Source organism: Allorhizobium sp. GW101-3B10 (assembly GCF_059424725.1).
This window is the reverse complement of sequence record NZ_JBWKZR010000001.1, coordinates 2,860,670-2,883,574: the sequence shown is the minus strand read 5'-3', so window position 1 is coordinate 2,883,574 and position 22,905 is coordinate 2,860,670. Positions and strand designations below refer to the sequence as shown.

Below are 22,905 nucleotides of genomic sequence, written 5' to 3'. Positions count from 1 at the left end.
ATGAACACCGCCGCCGATCAGAACGGGCGCGTTGCCGACGCGCCATCCGACAACTGGGTCTATCGGGTCCTGCCGCCCGTCGCCTGGCCCTATGCGCAACTGGCCCGCTGGGACCGGCCGATCGGCTGGCAATTGCTGATGTGGCCGTGCTTCTGGTCGTCGGCGCTGGCGGCCAATGTGCTGGCGGAGCGGGGACAGCTGAGCGTCCCGCTGTTCCTCTTCCATCTGTTCCTCTTCTTCGCCGGCTCGGTCGCCATGCGCGGCGCGGGCTGCACCTATAATGATCTCGTCGACGAGGAGATCGACATGGCGGTGGCGCGCACGCGCTCGCGCCCGCTGCCCTCCGGTCGCGTGACGCGGCGTGACGCCAAGCTTTTCCTCGTGGCGCAGGCGCTGGTCGGCCTGGTGGTCCTTCTCTGCCTCAACCGCTTTGCCGTGGTTCTCGGCATCACCTCGCTGCTGATCGTCGCCATCTACCCCTTCGCCAAGCGCTTCACCGACTGGCCGCAATTCTTCCTCGGCCTTGCCTTTTCCTGGGGTGCGTTGATGGGCTGGGCGGCGCTGGCCGGCTGGCTGTCGGTCGCCAGCCTGTTCCTTTATGGGGCGGCGGTCGCCTGGACGATCGGCTACGACACGATCTACGCCCATCAGGACAAGGAGGACGACGCGCTTGTCGGCGTGCGTTCCACCGCCCGCCTGTTCGGCGAGGATACGCGCCGCTGGCTGGTCGGCCTCTACGGCCTGACGCTCTTCCTGCTGTTCGTCGCCTTTGCCTTTGCCGGCGTCGGTTTCCTCGCCTATGTCGGCCTGGCGATCGCCGGCGGCATGTTCGCCTACCAGATCCGCGTGCTCGACATCGACGATCCGGCGCAGTGCCTGGCGCTGTTCAAGTTCAACAACAAGGTCGGCGCCATCCTTTTCCTCGGCCTGCTGGCGGCACTGCCCTTCGCCTGATCCCTCTGTCCCGATGTGGCACAGGCAAACGGCCCGGATTCGCATCCGGGCCGTTCGTGCATCAGCTGAGATTAATGGGTGAGGCCGGGCCGTAGCCGGGCTTTCTCAATTGCGGGCGATGATTTCCTTGCCGGAAATCTTCATCGTCACGCCGAGCTTGCCGGTCGTGCGGCGCACCAGGAAGCGCGGGCGGCGCTCGGCGAAATAGGAATGGCGGCGGCGCGGTTGCGTTTCGCGGGCCCGGACGTCGCCGAGATGTTCTTCGAGCGGGCGGGCGACGCCGTCGGCCTCGACCATCAGCATGGGAATGCGGAAGGCATCCGCCCAGCCGCGCCAGTCGGCGGCGATGTCGCAGAGGTCATGGGCGACAAGAAGCGGGATGCAGAGCTCCGGATCTTCGTGATGTAGTTCCAGCGTAACGGTCACTTCCCCGTCTCCATGATCGATCGCCCGTGCAGCTACGCCCTTGAAGGCGCGCGCCGGCAGGGCGAATGAAAGGGGCAGGCCGCTCGAGGCCAGGATCTTGCGTAGCACGGCACCACGTTCGTCGATGGTTATCGTCACATCGCCGGAAGTACCCCGCGCTGCGTAGGTGACCTGTTGCGGAAACCGAGTCGGATCCAGCCGCAACGTTGCGCCTGCCCATGCGGGCTTCATAACCGTGTTCGTCATCTTCATGCTACCCTTGTTTTACCCGAGAGCGCTTCATGCGTTCATCTGACTGGGACTTTTCGTCCTCTATGGCGTGAAGGTAGCGGCTCCCCCTGAGAGACAGCTTAAAAATCGCGGTTAAAAAAACTTTGCCGGCTCAAATGGTTAGCGTTTTCGAAGGCGGCACGGTTTCGAAAATGTGAACAGGCCGGGCCCGTGTCAGGCCGGGACAAGCCTCGTTCGCCAGTATCTGCGAAAATTGCAATGCTTCGTTCGCAAGAGAGCCGATTTCATGGTTTCGACCTATCTGAGCTACGACCTCGTCGTGCGCGATATCAAATCCAGCCTCAATCGCACGGCCAGCGACGCGCAGGTTGCGCGTGAGTCGGCCTATTACGAAGAGAACATCGGCAAGGTGACCTCGGTCGACGAGTTCCTCGACGACTACCGTCTCTACTCCTTCGCCATGAAGGCGCACGGTCTCGAGGATATGACCTACGCCAAGGCGTTCATGCGCAAGGTTCTGGAAAGCGACCTGACCGACGACAACAGCTATGCCAACAAGTTGACCGACGACCGTTACCGCAACTTCGCCGCCGCCTTTTCGTTCTCGTCGTCGACCAAGATCCCGCAGACCGAAGCGCAGACGGACGAGGTGATCGGGCTCTACAACGCCACCATCGTCAACAGGGACGAGCAACTGGCCGAGGATACCCGCTACTACGAGATCATGGTCGATCGCACGACCAATGTGGATGTCTTCCTGCACGACGAACGGCTGCGGGACTATGTGCTGACCGCCTACGGCATCGACCGGAATAACTACAATTACGACATGGTCCGCGGCGCGATGTCGAGCAATGTCAGCGATCCGGCCAGCTACTACAATACGGTCATTCTTCCCCAGGCGAACGCGGCCTCCACCCAGATCGCCAACAACAACACCATTCTGACCGCCGTCAACGGTCGGGTGACGGCCATGACGCTGGCCGCGACCATGCAGAGCGTGATTGACCAGCAGCCCGTGATCCAGGGGCAGATCGACAATCTCGAACTGCAGAAGCTCGAACCGGCCGCCGACATTCCGGCGCTCGATGCGCAGATCGCCACGCTGCAGGCGCAGCTCCAGGCGATGTACACCGCCGTCGGCGTCACGGACGTCAGCGAAGTGCCGCCGCTTCTCTCGGCGCAGCAGACCATCATCGACAACTACAACGCCATCCTGCCGCCGATCGGCACCGAGACGACGGCGCTGGTCAACAAGCTCAAGGCAGACAACAAGCGGCTGCAGAGCCTGGTCTCGGGCTTCTCCGCCTATGAACAGCTGGCCAATGCCTTCGGCTTTGCCAGCGACGGAACCGTGGCCGCTGGCTCGGCCCAGACCGCCGAAAACAAGAAGGCGACGACCGATCTCTATGTCTTCGGCCAGGACCGGCTCACCAGAACCGGCGCCATGCTGAACGACGAATACTACAAGTCGAAGATCGGCAGCATGGCGACGGTCGACGACCTTCTGGCCGACAGCCGGCTGGTGTCCTACCTCCGGACCGCCTTTGGGCTGACCAGCGCCGCCATCGTCTCCTCCACGCTGAAGTTCGTCATCACCAGCGATCCGGACGATCCGGCGAGCTATCTCAATCAGCAGTACAAGACGAACAAGAACTACGACAATTTCGTCGCGCTGGCCCGGGCGACCAACTACCAGGCGGACGGCACGCTTGCCGCCGGTGATGTGCCGCAGACGCCGCAGCAGTTGTTGCAGACTTCGAGCCGTTATTTCTCGGGCTATGACGATACCTTCGAGGAAGCCGACGACCGCGCGATCAAGGCCTACAAGAATGCGCTGGCTGCGTTCAACACCGACAGCGGCAGCATCCGCTCGGTCGACGAGCTGGTGAACACCAAGGCCGTCTATACCTTCGCCATGCAGGCGGTCGGTCTCGATCCGGACGAGATCTCCAAGCGGACGATGAAGAAGGTCCTGATGAGCGACCTCGACGATCCGAAGAGCTTTGCCAATTCGCTGAAGGACGACCGCTACGTCAAGTTCTCACGCCTGTTCAACTTCGACGAAAAGGGCGAGCTGAGCTGGCCTGCGATGGCCCAGGACGAAGGTACGATCAAGAAATATGCCAAGAACTACATCGTCCAGAAGACCCGTTTCGCCGACGAGGATCAGAAGGAAAAGCTCAAGAAGGATGCCGAGACCGAGGCCGAGTATTACCAGGACAAGATTTCCAGCCTGAAGACGCTCGACGAATTCCTCGGCGACCGGCGGCTTGTCGATGTGGCGCTTGTCGCCAAGGGGATCGCGCCCGAAAACGTCACCGCCGACTTCATGAAGAAGGTCTTCGCCTCCGATCTCGGCGATCCGAAGAGCTTCGTTCACCAGCAGCCGGACAGCCGTTTTGCCGAACTATTGGCCTCGTTCAATTTCAACGAGAACGGCAAGGTCGCCAGCACGCCCAATGACGGTATCCAGACACCGGGCGAAGTGCGCGAGGAGCTCAACCTGTTCCTGCGCCAGACCCTGGAGACGGAGGAAGGCAACAACAATGCCGGCGTCCGGCTTGCGCTCTATTTCGAGCGCATGGCCGGGTCGATCACCTCGGCCTACGACATTCTCGGCGACACGGCGCTGCTCGAATTCTTCCGCACCACCTACAGCCTGCCGGCCGAGCTCTCCAGCATGGACATCGACCAGCAGGCACGGATCGTCGAGAAGAACCTGAAACTTGCCGATCTGGCCGACACGGAGAAGCTCTCCAAGCTGGTCCGGCGCTTCACCATCATGTACGACCTGGAAAACGGCGGGGGCTCGTCTCCCTCCCTGTCGATCCTGATGGGTGGGGGGAATGTCGGCATCAATGCCGACCTGCTGATGTCGATTTCACAGCTGCGCGCAGGGTGATGGCTGCCATTGGGGCCTCCCTGACCTCTGCCGGATACTGATAAGCCCGAAGCAGGTTTCGGGTCGCATATTGATTGTCATATTTCATTTCATTTTTCGGAAGGACCCCGCATGGTCTCGACCTACCTCAGCTACGACCTCGTCGCCCGTGACATGAAGGCCAGCCTCGACCGCACGGCATCCGACGCGCAGGTGGCGCGGGAGGCGGCCTACTACGAAGAGAACATCGGCAAGGTGACCTCGGTCGAAGAGTTCCTCGACGACTACCGGCTCTATTCCTATGCGATGAAGGCCTACGGCCTGGAAGACATGACCTATGCCACCGCCTTCATGAAGAAGGTGCTGGAAAGCGACCTGACCGACGAGGACAGCTACGCCAACAAGCTGACCGACGACCGCTACCGCAACTTCGCCACCGCCTTCCAGTTCACCGCCGCCACCAAGGACGCCCAGTCGGACGCGCAGGAGACGGCGGTCTTCGATCTCTATGCGCTGGCCCAGCTGGAGGAGACAGCGGACATCGAGGAGGCGACCGATTATTACGAATCGGTGATCGACAACATCTCCTCGGCCGAGGAGCTGGTCGGCACCAACAAGCTGTTCGGCTACATCCTCGACGCCTACGGCATCGACCGCACCTATTATACCGACGAGCATTTCATCAAGGTGCTGACCAGCGATCTCGACGACGAGAACAGCTATGTCAACCAGCTGGTCGCCACCGACGAGGCGTCCGACAACGACTACAATTCGGCCGCCTTCCTGGCACTCGCCCAGGCCTTCAGCTTCAACACCGACGGCTCGCTGTCGGGCGACAGCGCCCAGACGGATGCGCAGAAGGAAGCGACCATCTCGGCCTACGTTGCGGCCAATTCTACCTATGCCTCGGAATACACGCTGGAACGCGAGCAGGCCTATTACGAATCGAAGATCGCGACGATCACGACGGTCGACGAAATCACCGACGACGAGCGTCTGTTCGAATATGTCAAGGCGGCCTTCCAGCTCGATTCCGACCTCCTGAAGTCGGAGTTCTACAACATCGTCACCAGCGATCTTGAAGACGAGAACAACTATGCCGCCGTCAATGGCGGTTCGGCCTGGACCAGCGTCGCCGCCATGTTCAATTTCGGCGAGGACGGCAACGTCAAGGACGGCATGTCGGCCCAGGACGAGGACCAGCTGGCAACCACGCAGTCGGCCTACGAGAACCACTACGACGATGCCGACACGGAGGACCTGCAGACGCTCCTCGACTACTATTCCGACGCCATGGCCGACATCACCTCGGTCGACGACCTGTTGGACGACAGCTCGATCCGCGCCATCCTGTTCAAGGCCTTCGGCATCGAGGAGGGCGAATATACCGATGCGCAGCTGAAAAAGGCGCTGACCAGCGATCTCACCGATCCGAAGAGCTATGCGAACAAGACGCGCGACGAGCGCCTGATCAATCTGGCCAGCGCCTTCAACTTCGATTCCGATGGCGAGTCGGAAGCGCCCTTGCTGGCACAGAACGAGATCACCATCACGACGATGGCCAAGGCCTATATCATCAACCAGGTGCGTTATCTGGAGGATACTGAGCTCGAAACGGCGCAGGCGGATGCCGAGGCGGAGGCCGAATACTACCAGGAGACGATCCTCGGCATTACCAGCGCGTCGGAACTCCTGGCGGATCGCCGCCTGGTCGACGTGGTGCTGATCGCCAAGGGGTTCGATCCGGAGGAGGTGACGGACGACTTCCTCAAGCAGATCTTCCAGTCCGACCTCTCGGACGAGAAGAGCTTCGTCAATCAGCAGGAGGACGAATCCTGGGCCGAACTGCTCTCATCCTTCAATTTCGACAGTGATGGTCTCCTGACGCGCGATGCGGTGGGCACGGTCCAGCAGCGTGGTGCTGTGCTCGAAACGCAGAATCTCTACCTTCATCAGGTCCTCGAGGAGGATCAGGGCAACAGCAATGCCGGCGTGCGTCTGGCGCTCTATTTCGAGCGGGTCGCCCCGACGCTGACCGACGCCTACGACCTGCTCGGCGACGATGCCCTTCTGGAGACCTTCCGTGTCGCCTTCGGCTTCACCGAGGATTTCTCCAATATGGACATCGACATGCAGGCAGCGCTGGTCGACAAGAACCTCAATCTCGCCGACATGCAGGATCCGGAAAAGGTCAAGAAATTCCTGCAGCGCTTCACTGCCATGTACGACACGGAAAATGCCGACTATTCCTCCTCCGCGCTTTCCATCCTGACGGGCAGCACCGGCGGCATCAGCGCCGATCTCCTCCTGTCGATCGCCACCCTCAAGAGCTGAAGCGGGGCGCAAGGAGCGTCCCTTGTCGGGGGCCTTCCTTTCGGCTATCGATATATCCATTGAGATATATCGATTCCCTGGGAGGTTTTCATGCTTGCTTCATTCCACTCGCTTCGGGGTCTGGCAAAGGTCGCCATCGTGGCCGCGGCCTTTCTCGCCCAGCCCGTAACATCTGTCTTCGCCGAAGACCGAGTAACAGTCTTTGCCGCCGCCAGCCTGAAGGACGTTCTCGGCGAGATCTCCACGGCCTGGAAGGCCGAAACGGGCAAGGAGACGACACTGTCGTTCGCCGGCAGCTCGGCGCTGGCCAAGCAAATCGAGGAGGGTGCCCCGGCCGACCTCTTCATCTCCGCCGACCTGAAATGGATGGACCACCTGGAAAAGGCCGAGCTGCTCCGCGCCGAGAGCCGCGTCAATCTGCTCGGCAACCGCATTGTGCTCGTCGCGCCGAAGGATGCGGCGACCACGGCGACGATCGCCGACGGTTTCCCGCTCGCGGATCTGCTCGCCGGCGGCCATCTCGCCATGGCCAACACCGATTCCGTGCCGGCCGGTACCTATGGCAAGGCGGCGCTGCAAAAGCTCGGCGTCTGGGACAGCGTCAAGGAACATGTGGCCCAGGCGGAGAACGTGCGCGCCGCGCTGCTGCTCGTCTCGCGGGGCGAGGCGCCGCTCGGCATCGTCTACGAGACCGACGCCAAGGCGGATGCCGGCGTCAAGGTCGTGGACCGCTTCCCCGAATCGAGCCATCCTGCCATCGTCTATCCTGCTGCCGTGCTGAAGGAGGCGAAGAATGCCGATGACGCTGCCGCCTTCCTCGCTTATCTGCAGGGAGCAAAGGCGCACGCCATCTTCACCGCCGCCGGCTTCACCGTGCTGGCCAAGACCAACTAGGATCGATCCGGCGTGGCGTTGACCGCGGAAGAACTGACGGCCATGCTGCTCAGCCTGAAGGTCGCGGCAACCGCCGTGGCCTTCTCGCTGCCTTTCGGCATTGCCGTCGCTTGGGCTTTGTCCCGGCGCGATTTCTGGGGCAAGACGCTTCTCAACGGCATCGTGCATCTGCCCCTGATCATGCCGCCGGTGGTGACCGGTTATCTCCTGCTGCTGACCTTCGGCCGCCGCGGCGCCGTCGGCGCCTTCCTCGATCAATGGTTCGGCCTGGTCTTTTCCTTCCGCTGGACCGGTGCTGCGCTCGCCGCCGCCGTCATGGGCTTTCCCCTGCTGGTGCGCTCGATCCGCCTGTCGCTCGATGCGGTCGATCGCCGGCTGGAGACGGCGGCCTCCACGCTCGGCGCCAATCCGCCCTGGGTCTTTGCCACCGTCACCCTGCCGCTCATCCTGCCGGGCATCGCCGCCGGTTCGGTTCTGGCCTTCGCCAAGGCCATGGGCGAGTTCGGCGCGACGATCACCTTCGTCTCCAATATTCCGGGCGAGACCCAGACGCTCGCTTCCGCCATCTATACCTACACCCAGGTGCCGGGCGGCGATCTCGCGGCCATGCGGCTGACGCTGATCTCGATCGTCATCTCGCTTGCCGCGGTTATCGCCTCGGAGGTGCTGTCGCGCCGCATGGCGGCAAGGATGGGTGCGGCATGACGCTGACGATCAATGTCGTGCACAGGCAGGGCGCCTTCGACTTGACGGTCGACCTCACCATCGGCGGCGGTCTCACCGCGCTGTTCGGTCCCTCCGGCTCGGGCAAGACCACGCTGGTCAATCTGGTGGCGGGGCTCGTTCGCCCCGACAGCGGCAGCATCGCCTTCGACGGCGAGACCTGGGTGGATGGCTCGAGCCGGCGTTTCGTGCCTCCGCACCGCCGCCGCATCGGCTACGTCTTCCAGGAGGCGCGGCTCTTCCCGCACATGACGGTACGCGGCAATCTGCGCTACGGCGCCCGCTTTGCCCCGCGCGGTGAGCCCGGTGAGACACTGGACAGGGTCGTCGAACTGCTGCGCATCGGCCCCTTGCTCGACCGCCGGCCGGCGCTTCTCTCCGGCGGCGAAAAGCAGCGCGTTGCTCTCGGCCGCGCCCTGATGGCCAAGCCGCGCCTGCTGCTCATGGACGAGCCGCTGTCCGCCCTCGACAACGACCTCAAGGCGGCGATCCTGCCGGATATCGAGCGCATGCGCGACGAGGCCGGCATCCCGATCCTCTATGTCAGCCATTCCATCGAGGAAGTGACGCGGCTGGCGACGCGCGTGGTGGTCATGGCCGCCGGCAGGACGGTCGCCATCGGCCGGCCCGACGAGGTGCTCAACGTGGTGCCGACTGCCGCAGGCGCCATGAAGACCGGCAGTTTCCTGCACGCCGTGGTGACCGGTCACAGCCCCGACGAAGGCCTGACCTTTGCCGAGTCCCGTGCCGGGCCGCTCTTCCTGCGCGCCACCGACATTCCGGTCGGCGCCCATATCCGGGCCTTCGTGCCGACCAGCGAAGTCGTTCTCGCGACGTCTCTGCCGGACGGCATTTCGACGCTCAACCGGCTGAAGGGCAGGGTGGAAGAGATCGGCGACGCAGGCAGCGTGATCATGGTCTCGATCGACTGCAACGGCGACCGCGTGCTCGCCGAGATCACCCGGCGCTCCGCCGCCAATCTCGGGCTGGTGCAGGGCATGCCGATCAACCTGCTGTTCAAGACGGTCTCGATCGCCGCCGAGGGCATCTACCGCACGGCCTGAGCGAGACGTTTCCGACGCCGCCAGGTTCAATCGTCGGCTGCGGCTTTGGTCGTTGCGCCCTGAGCGATGAAATCGGCATCGATCATCGATTCCAGCCAGTGAATGTCCTTGGAAAGCGCGCGCCGCGCCTCCGCCTCCATGCGTTGGCAGCAGGCAAGCAGGTTCTCGCCAAACGGGGTCAATCCGGCACCGCCGCCGCTCTTTCCGCCGTGCCGGGTGAAAATGGACGGTTCCTTGAACATCCGGTTGATCTCGTCGGCGAGCAGCCAGGCGCGGCGATAGGACATGCCCATGGCGGCGCCGGCGGCCCGGATCGAACCGTGTTCGGCAATGCCCGACAGAAGGCCGACCTTGCCAGGCCCCAGCCGCACGCCGTTGGCGAGGTCGATGCGCAGCGTCAGCCGTGTCGCCGTGTCGCTCATCGGGTACCGATCATCTTGCCGGGGTTCATGATGCCGGCCGGGTCGAAGGCCTGCTTGATGCGGTTCATCAGCTCGGTTTCGATCGCCGGGCGGCTTGCGATCAGCTCGTCGCGTTTCAGCTGGCCGACCCCGTGTTCGGCGGAAATCGAGCCGCCATGGGCGTGCACGACAGCATGCACCACGGCATTGACCTCGCGCCAGCGGCCGATGAACGCCGCCTTGTCGGCGCCCACCGGCTGGCTGATATTGTAGTGGATATTGCCGTCGCCGAGATGGCCGAAGGCGAAGACCCGTGCATCCGGGATGCGCGCCAGGACCGCCGCATCGGCCTCGGCGAGGAAGCGCGGCACGCGCGACACGGGTACCGACACGTCGTGCTTGATCGACCCGCCCTCGGGCTTCTGCGCCTCCGACATGCTTTCCCGCAAGTGCCAGAAGGCCTTCTGCTGGGCAAGGGATGAGGCGATCGCCGCATCCTTCACCATGCCCGCCTCGAAGGCCTCTTGCAGCAGCGCATCGATCATCCTTTCCGCAGTCTCGGCCGAATCCGAGGTCGAGATGTCGATCAGCGCATACCACGGATGGGGCGAGGAGAGCGGATCGCGCACGCCGGGAATGTGCCTGGTCGTGAAGTCGATGCCGATGCGCGGCATCAGCTCGAAGCCGGTGAGCGCCGTGCCGCACAGCAGCGAAGCCCGCTCGAAGAGCGCGAGCGCGTCCTGCGGCGAACCGATCGCGGCAAAGGCCACCTGCCGGCCACGCGGCTGGGGATGGAGCTTCAGCACTGCGCCGGTGATGATGCCGAGCGTGCCTTCCGCGCCGATGAACAGGTCGCGCAGGTCATAGCCCGAATTGTCCTTCTTCAGCCGCCGCAAACCGTCCCAGATCTCGCCGGTCGGCAGCACCACTTCGAGGCCGAGGCAGAGCTGGCGGGCATTGCCATAGGCGAGCACGGCGGTGCCGCCGGCATTGGTCGACAGATTGCCGCCGATGCGGCACGAACCCTCGGAACCGAGCGACAGCGGGAAGAGCCGGCCGTTCTCCTCTGCCGCCTTCTGGATGTCGGCGAGGATCGCGCCGCCATCGGCGACGATGACGTCTGCACCCGTGTCGATCTCGCGGATGCGGTTCATCCGTTCGAGCGAGAGGACGACGTCCGAGCCGCTCTCGCGCGGCACATGGCCCCCGACATGGCCGGTGCGGCCGCCGGCCGGCACGATCGGCGTGCCGGTTTTGCTGGCAAGCGTCAGGATCGCGGAAACCTCCAGTGTCGAACCGGGTTTCAGCACCAGCGGCGAGGTGCCGTGATAGAGCCCCCGGCTCTCGACCAGATAGGGCGCGATGTCGGCGGCGGCCGTCAGCGCATTCGCCTCGCCGACGATCGCAACGAAGGCTTTCAACGTCTCGGGCAGGTTGTCGGTCACGGTCACCATGAACCTCCTATGCGTTCCTTGGGGCGGCGGCGCGCTTCAGCCGGTCGTTGATCGCCTCGCCCAGCCCGTGGTCGGGGATCGGCGTGACCGCGATACCGGCCGCGCCCGTCTGGTCCGCCTCCTTGAGCAGACCGAAGAGGTTGGCCGCCGCTTCGGCGAGATTTTCCGAGGCGCTGAGGTCGAAGACTGCTGCAGCCTGCGCCATTCCGTCGACCGGCTGGCTGCCGAAACGGATCAGCGCCTCGCCCGGGATGACGCTCGTGGCGTCGAGCCTCACATGGGTATTCGGCGCGTAGTGCGAGGCGAGCATGCCCGGCGCTTCGATGGCTGCCGTGCCGGCCGCCTTGGGACGCTCGACGGGAAGTCCCGTGGCTCCCTCGATCGCCTCGGCCGGCACACCGCCGGGCCGCAACAGCCGGATGCGATCGTCCTCGACCTTGACGATGGTGGATTCGACGCCGACCGGGCAGGGGCCTCCATCGATGACGAGGTCGATGCGGGTGCCGAGATCGGCCTCGACGTGATGCGCCGTGGTCGGGCTGATCTTGCCGGAGGCATTGGCGCTTGGCGCCGCAAGCGGCCGCCCGAAGGCACGGATCAGCTCGCCGGCAAAGCCCTTCGGCACGCGGATGCCGACCGTGTCGAGGCCGGCGGTTGCGAGCGGATGGATGGCGCTGTCGGGTCTGAGCGGCAGGACCAGCGTCAACGGACCAGGCCAGAAGTGCTCAGCAAGTCGGCGCGAGATCGGGTCGAAGATCGCGTAGCGTTCGGCCATTTCAAGGTCGGCCATGTGGCAGATCAGCGGATTGAAACGCGGCCGGCCCTTGGTTTCGTAGATGCTGGCGATGGCGGCCGGGTCGGTCGCGTCGGCGGCGAGCCCGTAGACCGTTTCGGTCGGGATCGCCACCGGACGCGCCTTCGACAGAACGTTGATCGCGGCATTGACGGCCGCGCGTCTATCGCCTTCGATCGGGATGATCCGCGCCATGGGTGAAAGCCTTCCTGCTCTTCTTATTCCGTCCATAGCGCGACAGCAGGGGGTCGATCAAATCCTCATTTGGCGGCGGCTCTGGCGTTTTAGTCCGGCCTCAAAAAGCCCCCTTGAATCTACGGATGCGGGGATCTCTAAAACTTTATCCATCAGCGTAACCGAAAGAAAGAAATCTCGCGTCTATAGTCCCGCCACATCGAGCCATTCGCCTTCTCTCATCGGGAACCGGACCATGCAGCAAGTCAAGAATCCAGCCTCGAGCATCGCACTCCGTGTCGCCACCGCCATGCACCAGATGGGAATCGACGGACTGCCGCGAAACTACGAACTGGTCTACGAGGCCTATGCCGGCAGCAATCCGGAACTGGTCCGCGAATTCATCGCGCTCGGCAAGAACAAGACCCAGGAAGCGCTTGACGCGCTCGGCCGCAAATATCTTCCGCACCACCACGAGGACGGCCTGCTCGGTCGGCAGAACGGCCAGGTGCGGGCCGAGATGAGCAATTTCATCAGCCTGCTCAATCAGGAAAAGGTCTCGCTCACCGACTATGGCCGCCTCATCGGCCACGCCTCCAAGGCGATCATGACCGAGGACATCGACCACGTCGAACTCGGACATTCGATCAAGGCGCTGAAGGTCGCCACCGAGCAGCGCGCCAGCCAGAACAGCAGTGTGGTGCGCGCCGTGGTCGACAAGACCGCGGCCCTGGCCGACCTGCAGCGCGAGGCGGAAGACGCGGAAGCCACGAAGTTCGTCGACCCGCTGACCGGTCTGGCCAGCCGCCGCGCCTTCAACAAGGCCCTTGCCAAGGTTTATGCCAATCCGGAAATGCCGGTGCTGTGCAGCATGGTGATCGGCGAGATCGACGAATTCTCCAGGCTTTCCGAACTTATGGGGCCAGCCGTCGCCGAACGTTTCCTCAAGCAGGTCGCCAAGGTGGTGGAAGCGGTCGCCGGCACCGAGGATCTGGCCTGCCGCTTCGACGGCGGACGCTTCGGCATTCTGCTCTACACGTCCGAACAGGACGAGGTGAGCCGCATCGTCGACTTGGTCCGCTCCAAGCTCAGCACGACGGTGGTCAATTTCGGCAACGGCCGCGCGCTTGGCCAGGTGCCGATGTCCTTCGGCATCTGCTTCTCGGAACAGGCGCCCAACGCTTTCGACTTCACCAATTTCACCGAAAAGGCGCTCGCCGCCTCCAAGGCCGCCGGCGGCAACACGGTCACCATCTACGGCGCCAACGACTATGCGCCGAAGGATTGGCTGATTTACAAGAAGCAGCCGGTCGGCGGCTTCTGAGGTGGGACAGGGCGAATCCGGGCGCGCTTTGTAGAGCCGGGGCGAGATCAGTCAGAGCTTGGCGATGATCTTGCGCAGTTCCGCGTCGCGGGCGCCCAGCATCAGCACGTTCTTCAGCGCTTCCTTGGGGTCGTGGGTACGGAACAGAAGGCCGTTCTCGCGGATCGAGCGATCGATCGACATCGACCGCGTTTCCTTGTCGGGATGGATTGCAACGGCAAAATACATGCGCGAATAGTTCGGCCGGATGTGCTTGAAGAACTGATCCGCGCCGCCCACCTCGGCAAAGAAGTTAGCGATGTAGAACGCCCATTTGACGTCGGCATATTTGGCGAAATTGGTCTTCGCCGCGGTGACGTGGCAATAGCCCAGATGCGGGCTGTTCTCGAGCGTCTTGTGGAAGATCAGCTTTGGAAACTGGATCGAGCGGTGAAAGCCGTTGATATGCTTGTGGGTGGTCTCACCGGCTGCTTCCAGTTTGCGCCCGGTGCGGTCCGCCACTTCCTCATAGGTGAGGTAGCGCTTCTCTTCCTGCAGCCAGTCCTCGCGGTGGCGCGAAATGCGGCCGGTGCGCAGGAATTCGGTGTGCACGGCCCTGGCCGGCAGGCCGGGCTTGGCCCCGGATTTGGGGGCGGCGAAATATCTCAGCTTCTGCATATCGTGGCTCTGATCCTAAGGCCGATGCGCCGATGATACGGCACCGAGATTAATGACAATTTGCCGCATCCTGACGAGCTTCGGTTTCGCGAGGCTTGCGTGGGCGATGTCGCAATCGGCGCAGGGGTGCCTGCTTGTCTCTTTGCGCCACCGGGGCCGTGGAGTTGGTCGGAGGCGAATATTATACTATTGAAAGTGCTCGTTATTTCTCGCAGAACGATTGATTGGCGTCAATTTCGCCCATGTCGCAAATTTCTGGGGCTGTGTCGTTCCGCAGTGCATCAACAAATCTGCGACTGTGGTTAGATGGGTCCGAACTCGAGGTGCCGCCCGGCTAGGGAAGGGTGGGAAATCGGGAAGCCGGTCGAATTCCGGCGCTGCCCCCGCAACGGTAGTGGAGAATGCGTGACGGCCAAAGACCACTGGGGCATCTGCCCTGGGAAGGTGCCGAACGCGGTCCGAAAGGATCATCTCCAGAGCCCGGAAACCAGCCTTTGAGAAGGAAGTGGATTGACGGTCGCGGCAGGCGGCCCGAGACGGCTTTGTCCGGCGTCATGCGACGCCGTGGCCTTGCATGGTCTCGATCTCCGTCACGGCAGAACGGATACGAGGACGACAATGGACTTGCAGAGCACGGTATTGCGGCAGTTGAAGAACCGCCGGGAAGGCTTCAGCCTCGAGCAGCCCTTCTACATCGACCAGGACTATTTCAAGCTCGACATGGAGACGATCTGGTATCGCGACTGGCTGTTCGTCGGCCATGACTGCGAGATCCCGCGCGCCGGCAATTATTTCACCGCCCAGATCGGCGACTATCCGGTGGTGATCGTGCGTGGCAAGGATCAGGTGATCCGCGCCTTCCACAACACCTGCCGCCATCGCGGCCACCGCGTCTGCACCCAGGATCGCGGCGCCTCGGCCAAGCTGGTCTGCCCCTACCACCAGTGGACCTATGATCTCGACGGCTCGCTGGTCTTTGCCCGCCAGATGGGCGAGACCTTCGACAAGTCCGAATTCGGCCTGAAGCCCGTCCATTGCGAGAGCGTCGCCGGCTCTATTTTCATCTGTCTCGCCAACGAGGCCGCCGATTTCGCCCCGGTGCGCGCGACGATCGAGCCCTTCATGGCGCCGCATCGCCTGTCGGAAGCCAAGGTTGCCCACCGCAACACCATCATCGAGAAGGGCAACTGGAAGCTCGTCTGGGAAAACAACCGCGAGTGCTACCATTGCGCCGGCAACCATCCGGAACTCTGCCGCACCTATCCCGAAGCGCCGTCGGCGACCGGCGTGCAGGGCGCCAAGGACGATCCGGTGATCGCCGAGCACTGGGCACGCTGCGAGGCCGCCGGCCTGCCGTCGGAATTCACCATGGATCCGTCGGGCCAGTTCCGCGTCGCCCGCATGCCTTTGATCCAGGATGCCGAGAGCTACACCCTGTCCGGCAAGCGCGCCGTGCGCCGTCCGCTGTCCGACGACATCAACATTTCGCATATCGGCACCATGCTGCTGTTCCACTATCCGACCACCTGGAACCACATTCTGGTCGACCACGCGATCTCCTTCCGCGTGCTGCCCATCTCGGCCGAGGAAACCGCGGTCACCACCACCTGGCTGGTCCACAAGGATGCGGTCGAAGGCGTCGACTACAATCTCGATGAACTCACCCATGTGTGGAACATGACCAACGACCAGGACCGCTCGATCGTCGAGGAAAACGCCTTCGGCATCCGCTCGCCGGCCTATGAGCCCGGACCCTATTCCGTCGACCACGAGGGCGGCGTCATGCAGTTCGTCGAATGGTATTCGAATTTCATGCTGAGCCGTCTCCAGGGCGACAAGGCCCGTCTCTCGGCGGTGGCGTGAGATGAACATCGCTCTCCCCAGCTACCGCCATGTCGATGAGATGCGCCCCTGGTCCGACCGGGAGCACAGGCTCGAATGCGTCGCCGTCACGCCCGAGGCGCCGGACGTGATGACCTTCACCTTCCGCCCGGATCGTCCGGGCCATTGGTTCCGCTATCAGCCGGGCCAGTTCGTCACGTTGGAGATCCCGGTCGGCCCGGAGCCGGTGATGCGCACCTACACGCTCTCGTCCAGCCCCTCGCGGCCCTATACGGTGGCCGTCACCGTCAAGGCGCAGAAGGATTCGATCGGCACCCGCTGGATGTTCGATCACCTGAAGCCCGGCATGCAGTTGAAGGCCAATGGCCCGCTCGGCGACTTCTCCTATGCCCGCCATCCGGGAAGCAAATATCTGTTCGTCTCGGCCGGTTCGGGCATCACGCCGATGGTGTCGATGACGCGCGATCTCTCCGACCGCCAGCCGGATTCGGACATCGCCTTCCTCCATTGCGCCCGCTCGCCCGACGACATCATCTTCCGCTGGGAGCTTGAGGCCAAGGCACGGGAAATGCCGAAGTTCACGCTCGGCTTCATCATCGAACAACTGGCGCACGGCCAGCTGTGGTCCGGCCTCAAGGGCCGGATCGACAAGGCGAAGATCGCGCTGCTGGCGCCCGATTTCCTCGATCGCACGGTGTTCTGCTGCGGGCCCGAGCCGTTCATGGCGACGGTGCGGGAATCGCTCGCCAGCGCCGGGTTCGACATGGCGAACTACCACGAGGAAACCTTCCAGCCCGCCAAGCCGCAGCCGCCGGTGGTCGTCGCCGATCACGGCGGCGAGGCCAAGGCGACCAGGGTCGTCTTCACCATGTCCGGCAAGGATGGCCCGTGCGAACCTGGCCATACGATCCTGCAGGCGGCCCGTGCCTCCGGCGTGCGCATCGGGGCTGCCTGCGAATCCGGCCTGTGCGGCACCTGCAAGGTGATGAAACTCTCCGGCGAGGTCGAGATGGACCACAATGGCGGCATCCTCGACGACGAGATCGACGAGGGCTACATTCTCGCCTGCTGTTCGCGGCCGAAGGGTGACGTCGAGATCGAGGCCTGACGCAAGCAAAGGGCAGCGCGCGCGGTGTTGCCATCATGCTGACAAACCCACCGCCGATTGTAGTGGGACGGGTCGTGGACCGGTCGAGAATTGGCGGGAGCATGTCATGAATACCATGTGGGCGCTCACATCCCTTTTGGCGATGACGCTTCTGTCTGAGCACGCGCAGGCTGCCATGCCCGCCATGGTCTCCGATCAACCGGCGGCGGCCGTCCGACTGGTCAGCGAGACCACGATGCCCAAGCCCGTCTATCGCAAGTCGGCGCCGCGCGGCGCCACCTTCCAGGGCTATCCCTGTTCGCAGACGCGCAAGACCGGCTACGTCCTTCATAACGGCTGTTGGTACCCGCGCGAAGTCATTCGCAACGGCCGCCTTGTCGTGCCGCAAGGTAACTGACGGCGAACGTTTCTGCTGCTCGCCTGACAATCGTCAAACGGTGGAAAAATGGAACCTTACGCGCGCTGGCGCGTTGTTCGCCGTGAAGTCGGCTCGGCGATGAAGAATGCCTGCGCCGGATCGCAATTCGACATCGTCGATGGCCGGTTCAGGCAGATTTATCTACTGAAGGTTTGAGCTTTGGCGTATCATGCGACCACTCGGCCGGCGGTCGCGAGGATGATGCGAAGCGCATTTCGGCAGAAGACTTGCACAGAAACGCAGGGAATGGAGAACTGAAATGACAACCATGATGAAGCGCTGGGCCGCGCTTGCCCTGGCCTCCGCAGTCGTCCTGACGAGCTTCGTGCCGTCGCAGGCGATGCCGCTGCCGACCACGGTGATGACCGCGCCGTCCGACGTGACCAATGTCGATCACCGCCGTCATCCGCCCTATTACTACCGTGGCTACCGTGGCCACGACCACCGCCGTCCGGGCTACCGCTACCACAACGGCTACTGGTTCCCGCTGGCTGCCTTCGCGGCCGGTGCGATCATTGGTGGCGCGATCATCTCATCGCCCCCGCCGCGCGCAGGTGGCATCAATCCGAGGCACTACCGGTGGTGCGCAAACCGCTACCGGTCCTACGACGCCTACAGCAACACGTTCCAGCCGTATCACGGCCCGCGCCAGCGTTGCTACTCGCCGTACTATTGATCGGCTGAGACCACCGACAGCGAAAAATGCCCGGTCCTCGACCGGGCATTTCTTGTTCGGGAAAGGCACGGAAAGGACGTACCTCCAGGTCGACTGATCCTCAGCCGATCATGGCGTTGTCGTCGCGCTTGACGGCAACGACCGTCGAGCGCGGCAGCTTGCCTTCGCCGTCAGGGAACGGCGCGTCGGGGTGCTGGATGCCGACGAAATGCGTACGCTTGTCGGCCGACCAGGTCTGGCCGGTGACTTCCGCGCCCTTCGGGGCGGTGAGGAAGCGTTCGATGCGGCCGGTGACCGGATCGCCTGCGAGCATCTGGTTGTTGCCCTGGCCGAGGAACTCGCCCTCATTGCTGTCTTCGCCGTCCGTCTGGATCCACAGGAGGCCGGTCGAGTCGAACATCATGCCGTCCGGCGAGTTGAACATGTTGCCGGAGTTGATGTTGGACGAGCCGGCATAGGCGTCGCCCTTGTGCACGTCCGGATTGCCGGCCATGACGAACAGGTCCCACTTGAACTTGCCGTCGGCATGGTCGTCGTTTTCCGGATACCAGCGCACGATCTGGCCGTACTCGTTCTTTTCGCGCGGGTTGACGGCGCTCACTTCCATCACGTCGCCGCCGGCATTGGTGCGCATCTTGCCGTCCTTCAGAACGCCGCGATTGCTGTTGTTCGTCAGTGCGCAATAGGCTTCGATGGCGACCGGGTTGATGGCGACCCATTCCGGGCGGTCCATGGTCGTGGCGCCGACCTTGGAGGCGGCCTGGCGGGTGAAGACGCAGATCTCGTCCATCTTCATGCCGGTCGATTCCGGCGTCAGCGCGACCCATTCGCCGGTGCCGTCGTCGGAGAACTTGGCGACGAAGAGCGTGCCTTCGTCGAGCAGCTTCGAGGTGTCGCCGCCCGGCACGTAGATGCCGTTGGAGACGTACTTATAGAGGAATTCGCCACGCTCGTCGTCGCCCATATAGACGACCACGCGGCCGTCGCGTGCGATGACGACGGCGGCGTTTTCATGCTTGATACGGCCGAGAGCGGTGCGCTTGACCGGGGTCGAGGACGCATCCGACGGGTCGATCTCGACGATATAGCCGGCGCGGCGCGGTTCGTTCGGGTTCTTCGCCACGTCGAACCGTTCATCGAACTTCTCGTAGGCGTAGCGGGTCTCGGCGACGATGCCGTAGCGCTTGTAGTCGTCCGGCAGCTTAAAGGCGGCGTCGGTCGTGCCGAAATAGCCGTTGAAGTTTTCTTCGCAGGTCAGATAGGTGCCCCACGGCGTGCGGCCGGCGCCGCAATTGTTGAAGGTCCCGAGACAGTCGGTGCCGTTCGGATCGGCGGCAGTCTTGATGAGATCCGAGCCGGCGGCCGGGCCCGAGAGCTTCATCGGCGTGTTGTGATGGATGCGGCGGTTGAACGGGCTGTCGAGAACGATCTCCCAGCCATTCTCCCCTTCGGCCACTTCCATGACGGTGACGCCCTGCATGTTCTGCAGGATCTTCACGTCGTCGGCGCTGGCCGGCACGCCCTTTTCGGTGTGCGGCAGGTTGATTTCCGGATTTACGTATTCATGGTTGATGGCGATGATCTGGTGGTCGCCGGCCACGAACAGCTCCATGCCGTCGGTGTTTTCGCCGAAGACCTTGTCGGAATGCTCGACGGAAACGCCTTTGGCGGGATCGACGTCCGGAACGTTCGAGAACAGCGGCTGGCCCCATTTGGCAAGCGGCTTCCAGCTGTAGCCTTCCGGAACATGCACCGTGGCATCGGTCTGGATGGCGATCGGCTTGAAGGCGAAGCGCGAGGCGGCTTCCTGCGCCTGTGCGGAGGTCGAGGACATCAGGTTGGCGGCGGTGCCGAGCGTGCCCATGGCGGCTGCAGCCGAACCGAGCGCCAGCACGCCACCGAGAAAGCCGCGTCGCGAAAGGGCGGTCTCGACGATGCGGTCGAAATCGGTTTCCGCCGGCGGCGGGTTCTGCAGTTCGTCCCATTCGTCCCAGGACAGTTTGCTCTTGTTCAGATCGGTCATGGATGTGCTCCGCGGTTGGTCAGGGGTGGACTTTCCAACTTGCGGTTAGCGGGCCTGCGTTACAGTCCTATGACAGAGGGAACGTTTGCGCAGGGGCTAATCAAGGCTCCGCTCAAAGGAGCGAGCGGGCCACCGAGCAGATGCAGATCAGTACGAAGCTGGTCGGCACGCTGTAGCGGATATTGTCGCGGATGGCAGTTTCGAGATGCGGGTAGCGATGCTTTCCCGGGAAGTTCGAGTACACCAGGATGATGTTCAACAGCAGCACGAAGACGAGATAGAAATAGCCGAGGGAAACCATGAAGGCGACGGGCGAATTCATCGAGATCGAACCCGGAAAGCTCGATTCATAGGTGAAGCTCAGGGCGGCGAGCGCCAAGAGCGCCGAATAGGTCATCGGCGCCTTGTCGCCGAGAAGCTTTTCCGGCGCCCACAGGATGAACAGCGACACCGAGAGCACGGCGACGAACGGAATGAAGATCGGCAGCAGATAATAGGGCCATTGCCGTTCGATCACGGTTGCGGCCTTGATGCGCACGAAGGGCTTGGCGTTCCAGCCATGGAAGCGTTCCATGACGAACTGCAGCGACCGCGCCGTCCAGTTGGTGGCAGACAACTCCCTGGCGACCGACGACAGTTCCCGGTCGATGTCGTTCATCACGAAGATCACCTCGTCGGCAGAATGACGCGGCGTCACGAAGGACAGCGTCAGCTTCTGCCGGTCGAAGGGGAAGGTCGTCATGTCGACGTCGACGCGAAAATCGGCGTCGAGCCGGCGAATGCGCGTCACGGTGCCGTCGGCGCGCAGCGACAGCGACACCGAGCTTGAGCGCGGTTCGCTGATCTGGTTCTCGATCTCGGTACCCGGCGTCCACATCGCCGCGAGCTTGGCCTCGGCATCGGCTCCCACATGGTCGAAGCGGCCGAAGCCCGTCACCTTCGGGTCGAAGGCCTGGCCGGGATCCGTCCAGCGTTCGGTGATCTCCACCATCATCGAGGCTTCTCCCGCGGTCTCGCTGAGCCTCGAGAGGCTGAGCACCCGCATGGAGAAATGCACGGGCAGGGGAAGATGGATGCCGGACGGCAGCGGCCGCGCGGTCTCCTCGGCGCAAGCGGATCCCGCGATCGCCAGCCATCCGGACAGGAGAAGCAGGCCGAGCGCTCGGACGAACCGCGCCGTCACGCGGCACCTCCGTCGGGTGTTTCGGTGGATGCTCGATCCGACAGCGTGCCGATGGCGCGGCGCAGGCGCCTGTAGTCGGCCAGCCCGTCCTCTCCAGGAGACACATCGACGCTTGTGCCCGCAGCCTGGGCCTCGGCATAGCCCGCAAGATCGGCAAGCGGCCGGATGACCATGGCGCGAATGGCGATCGTCACGACGGAGAAGGCGGCGATCATGCCGACGATCGTGACGATGGCGGCGGTGGCGACGGCGCGCCGAAAGCCGCTGTCGAGGTCGGTGAAGTCGCGCGCGATCAGGATGGTGCCGATCATCCGGCCGGAATAGTCGAGCAGCGGCTGGGCAAACGTGCCGAAACGCTTGCCCTCGACCTCCGCCATGCCCTGCACCGGCTCTCGCGACAGGCCGATCTCGCGCCGGTCGTAGAGCGTCTGGAACAAGGCGGTGTCGGTCGCGGCCTCGATCGCAAGGCCGGCGAGGTCCTTCGGCGGGGTGGCACCCTGGGGCGAAAGCCCGGTCATCGCCGGGCTCAGAAACAGCGCGAAATCGGCGCCGGATGCTGATTTCGCCAGTTCGATCAGGGATTTCAGCTCGACCCCGACTTCCACCGTGCCGATCAGGGTGTCGCCCTCGACGATCGGCGCGACGGCGCGCAGGCTGAGGCCCGCCAGCCCCACTTCCAGGCCCTTCTGCAGCACGCGGCTGCGATTGGCGGCGAGGATCATCGGGCGGATCGAGGAGAGGTCCTGGCCGAAATTCTTCGGATCCTGGACGCGCAGGAAGCTCTTGATGTCGGCGGTATGGAAATGCAGCATATTGACGCCGGCTTCGCTGGCAAGCGCCGCGTAGGCTGGCTGCAGCAGTCGGGTCAGGCCCTCCCGGTCCCCGGCCTTCATCAGAGAAATCACCAGCGGGTCCTTGGCCATGCGGTCGGCATGGGTGGCCGACAGGCTGGCGGCCTGCGCCATGGACGAGGTGAGGAGCAGCGCGGTGGCCTGCATCTCGTTCATCTTGCTGGTGGACAATTGCCGGTTGCCGCCGCCGACCACCACCAGGGCGCCCGCAGACAGGATGAGACCGAACAGCACAGCAATGACAAGGGCGAGCGATCTGTCGAGTGTCATGGATTTCCGTTTTTTGCTTCAGCTTCGCTGACGCCGTTCGTAGGCCAGTTGCGACGGTCAGGTAACGTCCAACTTTGGGCGTATCCCGGTTCGCCGGCCCTGTTGCGAACCGACGCGATGCGATAGCCTTGCGCCAGCGGCCCGAACGCTTGGGGAGCGCAAAACGGTTTGACGTTTACGTAAAAATCAATTAGCCAAATCGACACGTTTCCGCCGCCGCC

The 22,905-nt window shown here is 63.4% G+C and carries 19 protein-coding genes and 1 riboswitch; of the genes, 11 read left to right on the top strand and 8 right to left on the bottom strand.

Translation table 11 applies throughout. The annotated features are described in order from the left end of the window. On the top strand, positions 1-954 hold the full coding sequence (gene ubiA, locus AC07Y0_RS14485) for a 4-hydroxybenzoate octaprenyltransferase (RefSeq protein ID WP_498678403.1): 954 nt from the start codon (positions 1-3) through the stop codon (positions 952-954). A 105-nt stretch (positions 955-1,059) separates the two neighbouring features. Here ubiA and AC07Y0_RS14480 read toward each other — a convergent pair whose 3' ends face one another. After that, the gene (locus tag AC07Y0_RS14480) at positions 1,060-1,626 is read right to left on the bottom strand and encodes a DUF6101 family protein (RefSeq protein WP_498678401.1); all 567 of its coding nucleotides are present in this window, start codon (positions 1,624-1,626) and stop codon (positions 1,060-1,062) included. A 271-nt stretch (positions 1,627-1,897) separates the two neighbouring features. On the opposite strand from AC07Y0_RS14480, the gene AC07Y0_RS14475 reads away from it, so the two are divergent. The 5 genes from AC07Y0_RS14475 to modC all read left to right on the top strand — a co-directional run bounded on the left by AC07Y0_RS14475 (position 1,898) and on the right by modC (position 9,510). Then, positions 1,898-4,516, top strand: coding sequence for a DUF1217 domain-containing protein (locus AC07Y0_RS14475; protein WP_498678399.1), 2,619 nt, complete (start codon positions 1,898-1,900; stop codon positions 4,514-4,516). 111 nt (positions 4,517-4,627) lie between these two features. Then, positions 4,628-6,829, top strand: coding sequence for a DUF1217 domain-containing protein (locus AC07Y0_RS14470; RefSeq protein ID WP_498678397.1), 2,202 nt, complete (start codon positions 4,628-4,630; stop codon positions 6,827-6,829). 90 nt (positions 6,830-6,919) lie between these two features. Next, positions 6,920-7,723, top strand: coding sequence for a molybdate ABC transporter substrate-binding protein (gene modA / locus AC07Y0_RS14465; protein ID WP_498678394.1), 804 nt, complete (start codon positions 6,920-6,922; stop codon positions 7,721-7,723). Positions 7,724-7,735: 12 nt separating this feature from the next. Next, entirely contained in the window at positions 7,736-8,428 is a 693-nt protein-coding gene (modB, locus tag AC07Y0_RS14460; RefSeq protein WP_498678392.1) for a molybdate ABC transporter permease subunit, read from the top strand. Next, on the top strand, positions 8,425-9,510 hold the full coding sequence (modC, locus tag AC07Y0_RS14455; protein ID WP_498678390.1) for a molybdenum ABC transporter ATP-binding protein: 1,086 nt from the start codon (positions 8,425-8,427) through the stop codon (positions 9,508-9,510). The genes modB and modC overlap by 4 nt, the downstream gene beginning before the upstream one ends. Positions 9,511-9,536: 26 nt before the next feature. Here modC and AC07Y0_RS14450 read toward each other — a convergent pair whose 3' ends face one another. From AC07Y0_RS14450 to AC07Y0_RS14440, 3 genes are read right to left on the bottom strand one after another with little or no spacing between them, the layout of a single operon-like run. Continuing rightward, positions 9,537-9,932: a winged helix-turn-helix domain-containing protein gene (locus tag AC07Y0_RS14450; protein WP_498678388.1), complete on the bottom strand. Its 396-nt coding sequence runs from the start codon at positions 9,930-9,932 to the stop codon at positions 9,537-9,539. Further along, on the bottom strand, positions 9,929-11,365 hold the full coding sequence (locus AC07Y0_RS14445) for an FAD-binding oxidoreductase (protein WP_498678386.1): 1,437 nt from the start codon (positions 11,363-11,365) through the stop codon (positions 9,929-9,931). The genes AC07Y0_RS14450 and AC07Y0_RS14445 overlap by 4 nt, the downstream gene beginning before the upstream one ends. 7 nt (positions 11,366-11,372) lie before the next feature. After that, entirely contained in the window at positions 11,373-12,353 is a 981-nt protein-coding gene (locus AC07Y0_RS14440; RefSeq protein WP_498678384.1) for an L-threonylcarbamoyladenylate synthase, read from the bottom strand. 235 nt (positions 12,354-12,588) lie between these two features. Here AC07Y0_RS14440 and AC07Y0_RS14435 point away from each other — a divergent pair, with 235 nt between their 5' ends. Beyond that, positions 12,589-13,656, top strand: a complete 1,068-nt coding sequence (locus AC07Y0_RS14435; protein ID WP_498678381.1) for a GGDEF domain-containing protein — start codon at positions 12,589-12,591, stop codon at positions 13,654-13,656. 51 nt (positions 13,657-13,707) lie between these two features. Here the strand turns inward: AC07Y0_RS14435 and AC07Y0_RS14430 are convergent, their stop codons facing one another. Beyond that, a complete protein-coding gene (locus AC07Y0_RS14430; RefSeq protein ID WP_498678379.1) occupies positions 13,708-14,313 on the bottom strand; it encodes a DUF6656 family protein in 606 nt (201 codons plus the stop codon). A gap of 304 nt (positions 14,314-14,617) precedes the next feature. Then, positions 14,618-14,823: riboswitch (cobalamin riboswitch) on the top strand. Between the two features lie 108 nt (positions 14,824-14,931). Between AC07Y0_RS14430 and AC07Y0_RS14425 the strand changes: the two genes are divergently transcribed. From AC07Y0_RS14425 to AC07Y0_RS14410, 4 genes are all read left to right on the top strand, one after another. Continuing rightward, positions 14,932-16,176 carry an aromatic ring-hydroxylating oxygenase subunit alpha gene (locus AC07Y0_RS14425; RefSeq protein ID WP_498678377.1) on the top strand — a complete coding sequence of 415 codons (1,245 nt, stop codon included), beginning with the start codon at positions 14,932-14,934 and terminating at the stop codon, positions 16,174-16,176. Between the two features lies 1 nt (position 16,177). Next, positions 16,178-17,263, top strand: coding sequence for an FAD-binding oxidoreductase (locus AC07Y0_RS14420; protein WP_498678375.1), 1,086 nt, complete (start codon positions 16,178-16,180; stop codon positions 17,261-17,263). A gap of 106 nt (positions 17,264-17,369) precedes the next feature. Further along, positions 17,370-17,660, top strand: a complete 291-nt coding sequence (locus AC07Y0_RS14415; protein ID WP_498678373.1) for a hypothetical protein — start codon at positions 17,370-17,372, stop codon at positions 17,658-17,660. A gap of 280 nt (positions 17,661-17,940) precedes the next feature. Beyond that, positions 17,941-18,357, top strand: coding sequence for a BA14K family protein (locus tag AC07Y0_RS14410; RefSeq protein ID WP_498678371.1), 417 nt, complete (start codon positions 17,941-17,943; stop codon positions 18,355-18,357). A gap of 100 nt (positions 18,358-18,457) precedes the next feature. On the opposite strand, the gene AC07Y0_RS14405 is transcribed toward AC07Y0_RS14410, so the two are convergent. From AC07Y0_RS14405 to AC07Y0_RS14395, 3 genes are all read right to left on the bottom strand, one after another. Continuing rightward, entirely contained in the window at positions 18,458-20,380 is a 1,923-nt protein-coding gene (locus AC07Y0_RS14405; RefSeq protein ID WP_498678369.1) for a PhoX family protein, read from the bottom strand. Between the two features lie 112 nt (positions 20,381-20,492). After that, on the bottom strand, positions 20,493-21,563 hold the full coding sequence (locus AC07Y0_RS14400; protein ID WP_498678367.1) for a ligand-gated ion channel: 1,071 nt from the start codon (positions 21,561-21,563) through the stop codon (positions 20,493-20,495). Next, positions 21,560-22,684 (bottom strand): cache domain-containing protein, encoded by a 1,125-nt coding sequence (locus AC07Y0_RS14395; protein WP_498678365.1) that lies wholly within the window; start codon positions 22,682-22,684, stop codon positions 21,560-21,562. Before AC07Y0_RS14395 ends, AC07Y0_RS14400 begins: the two co-directional genes overlap by 4 nt. Positions 22,685-22,905 lie beyond the last annotated feature (221 nt).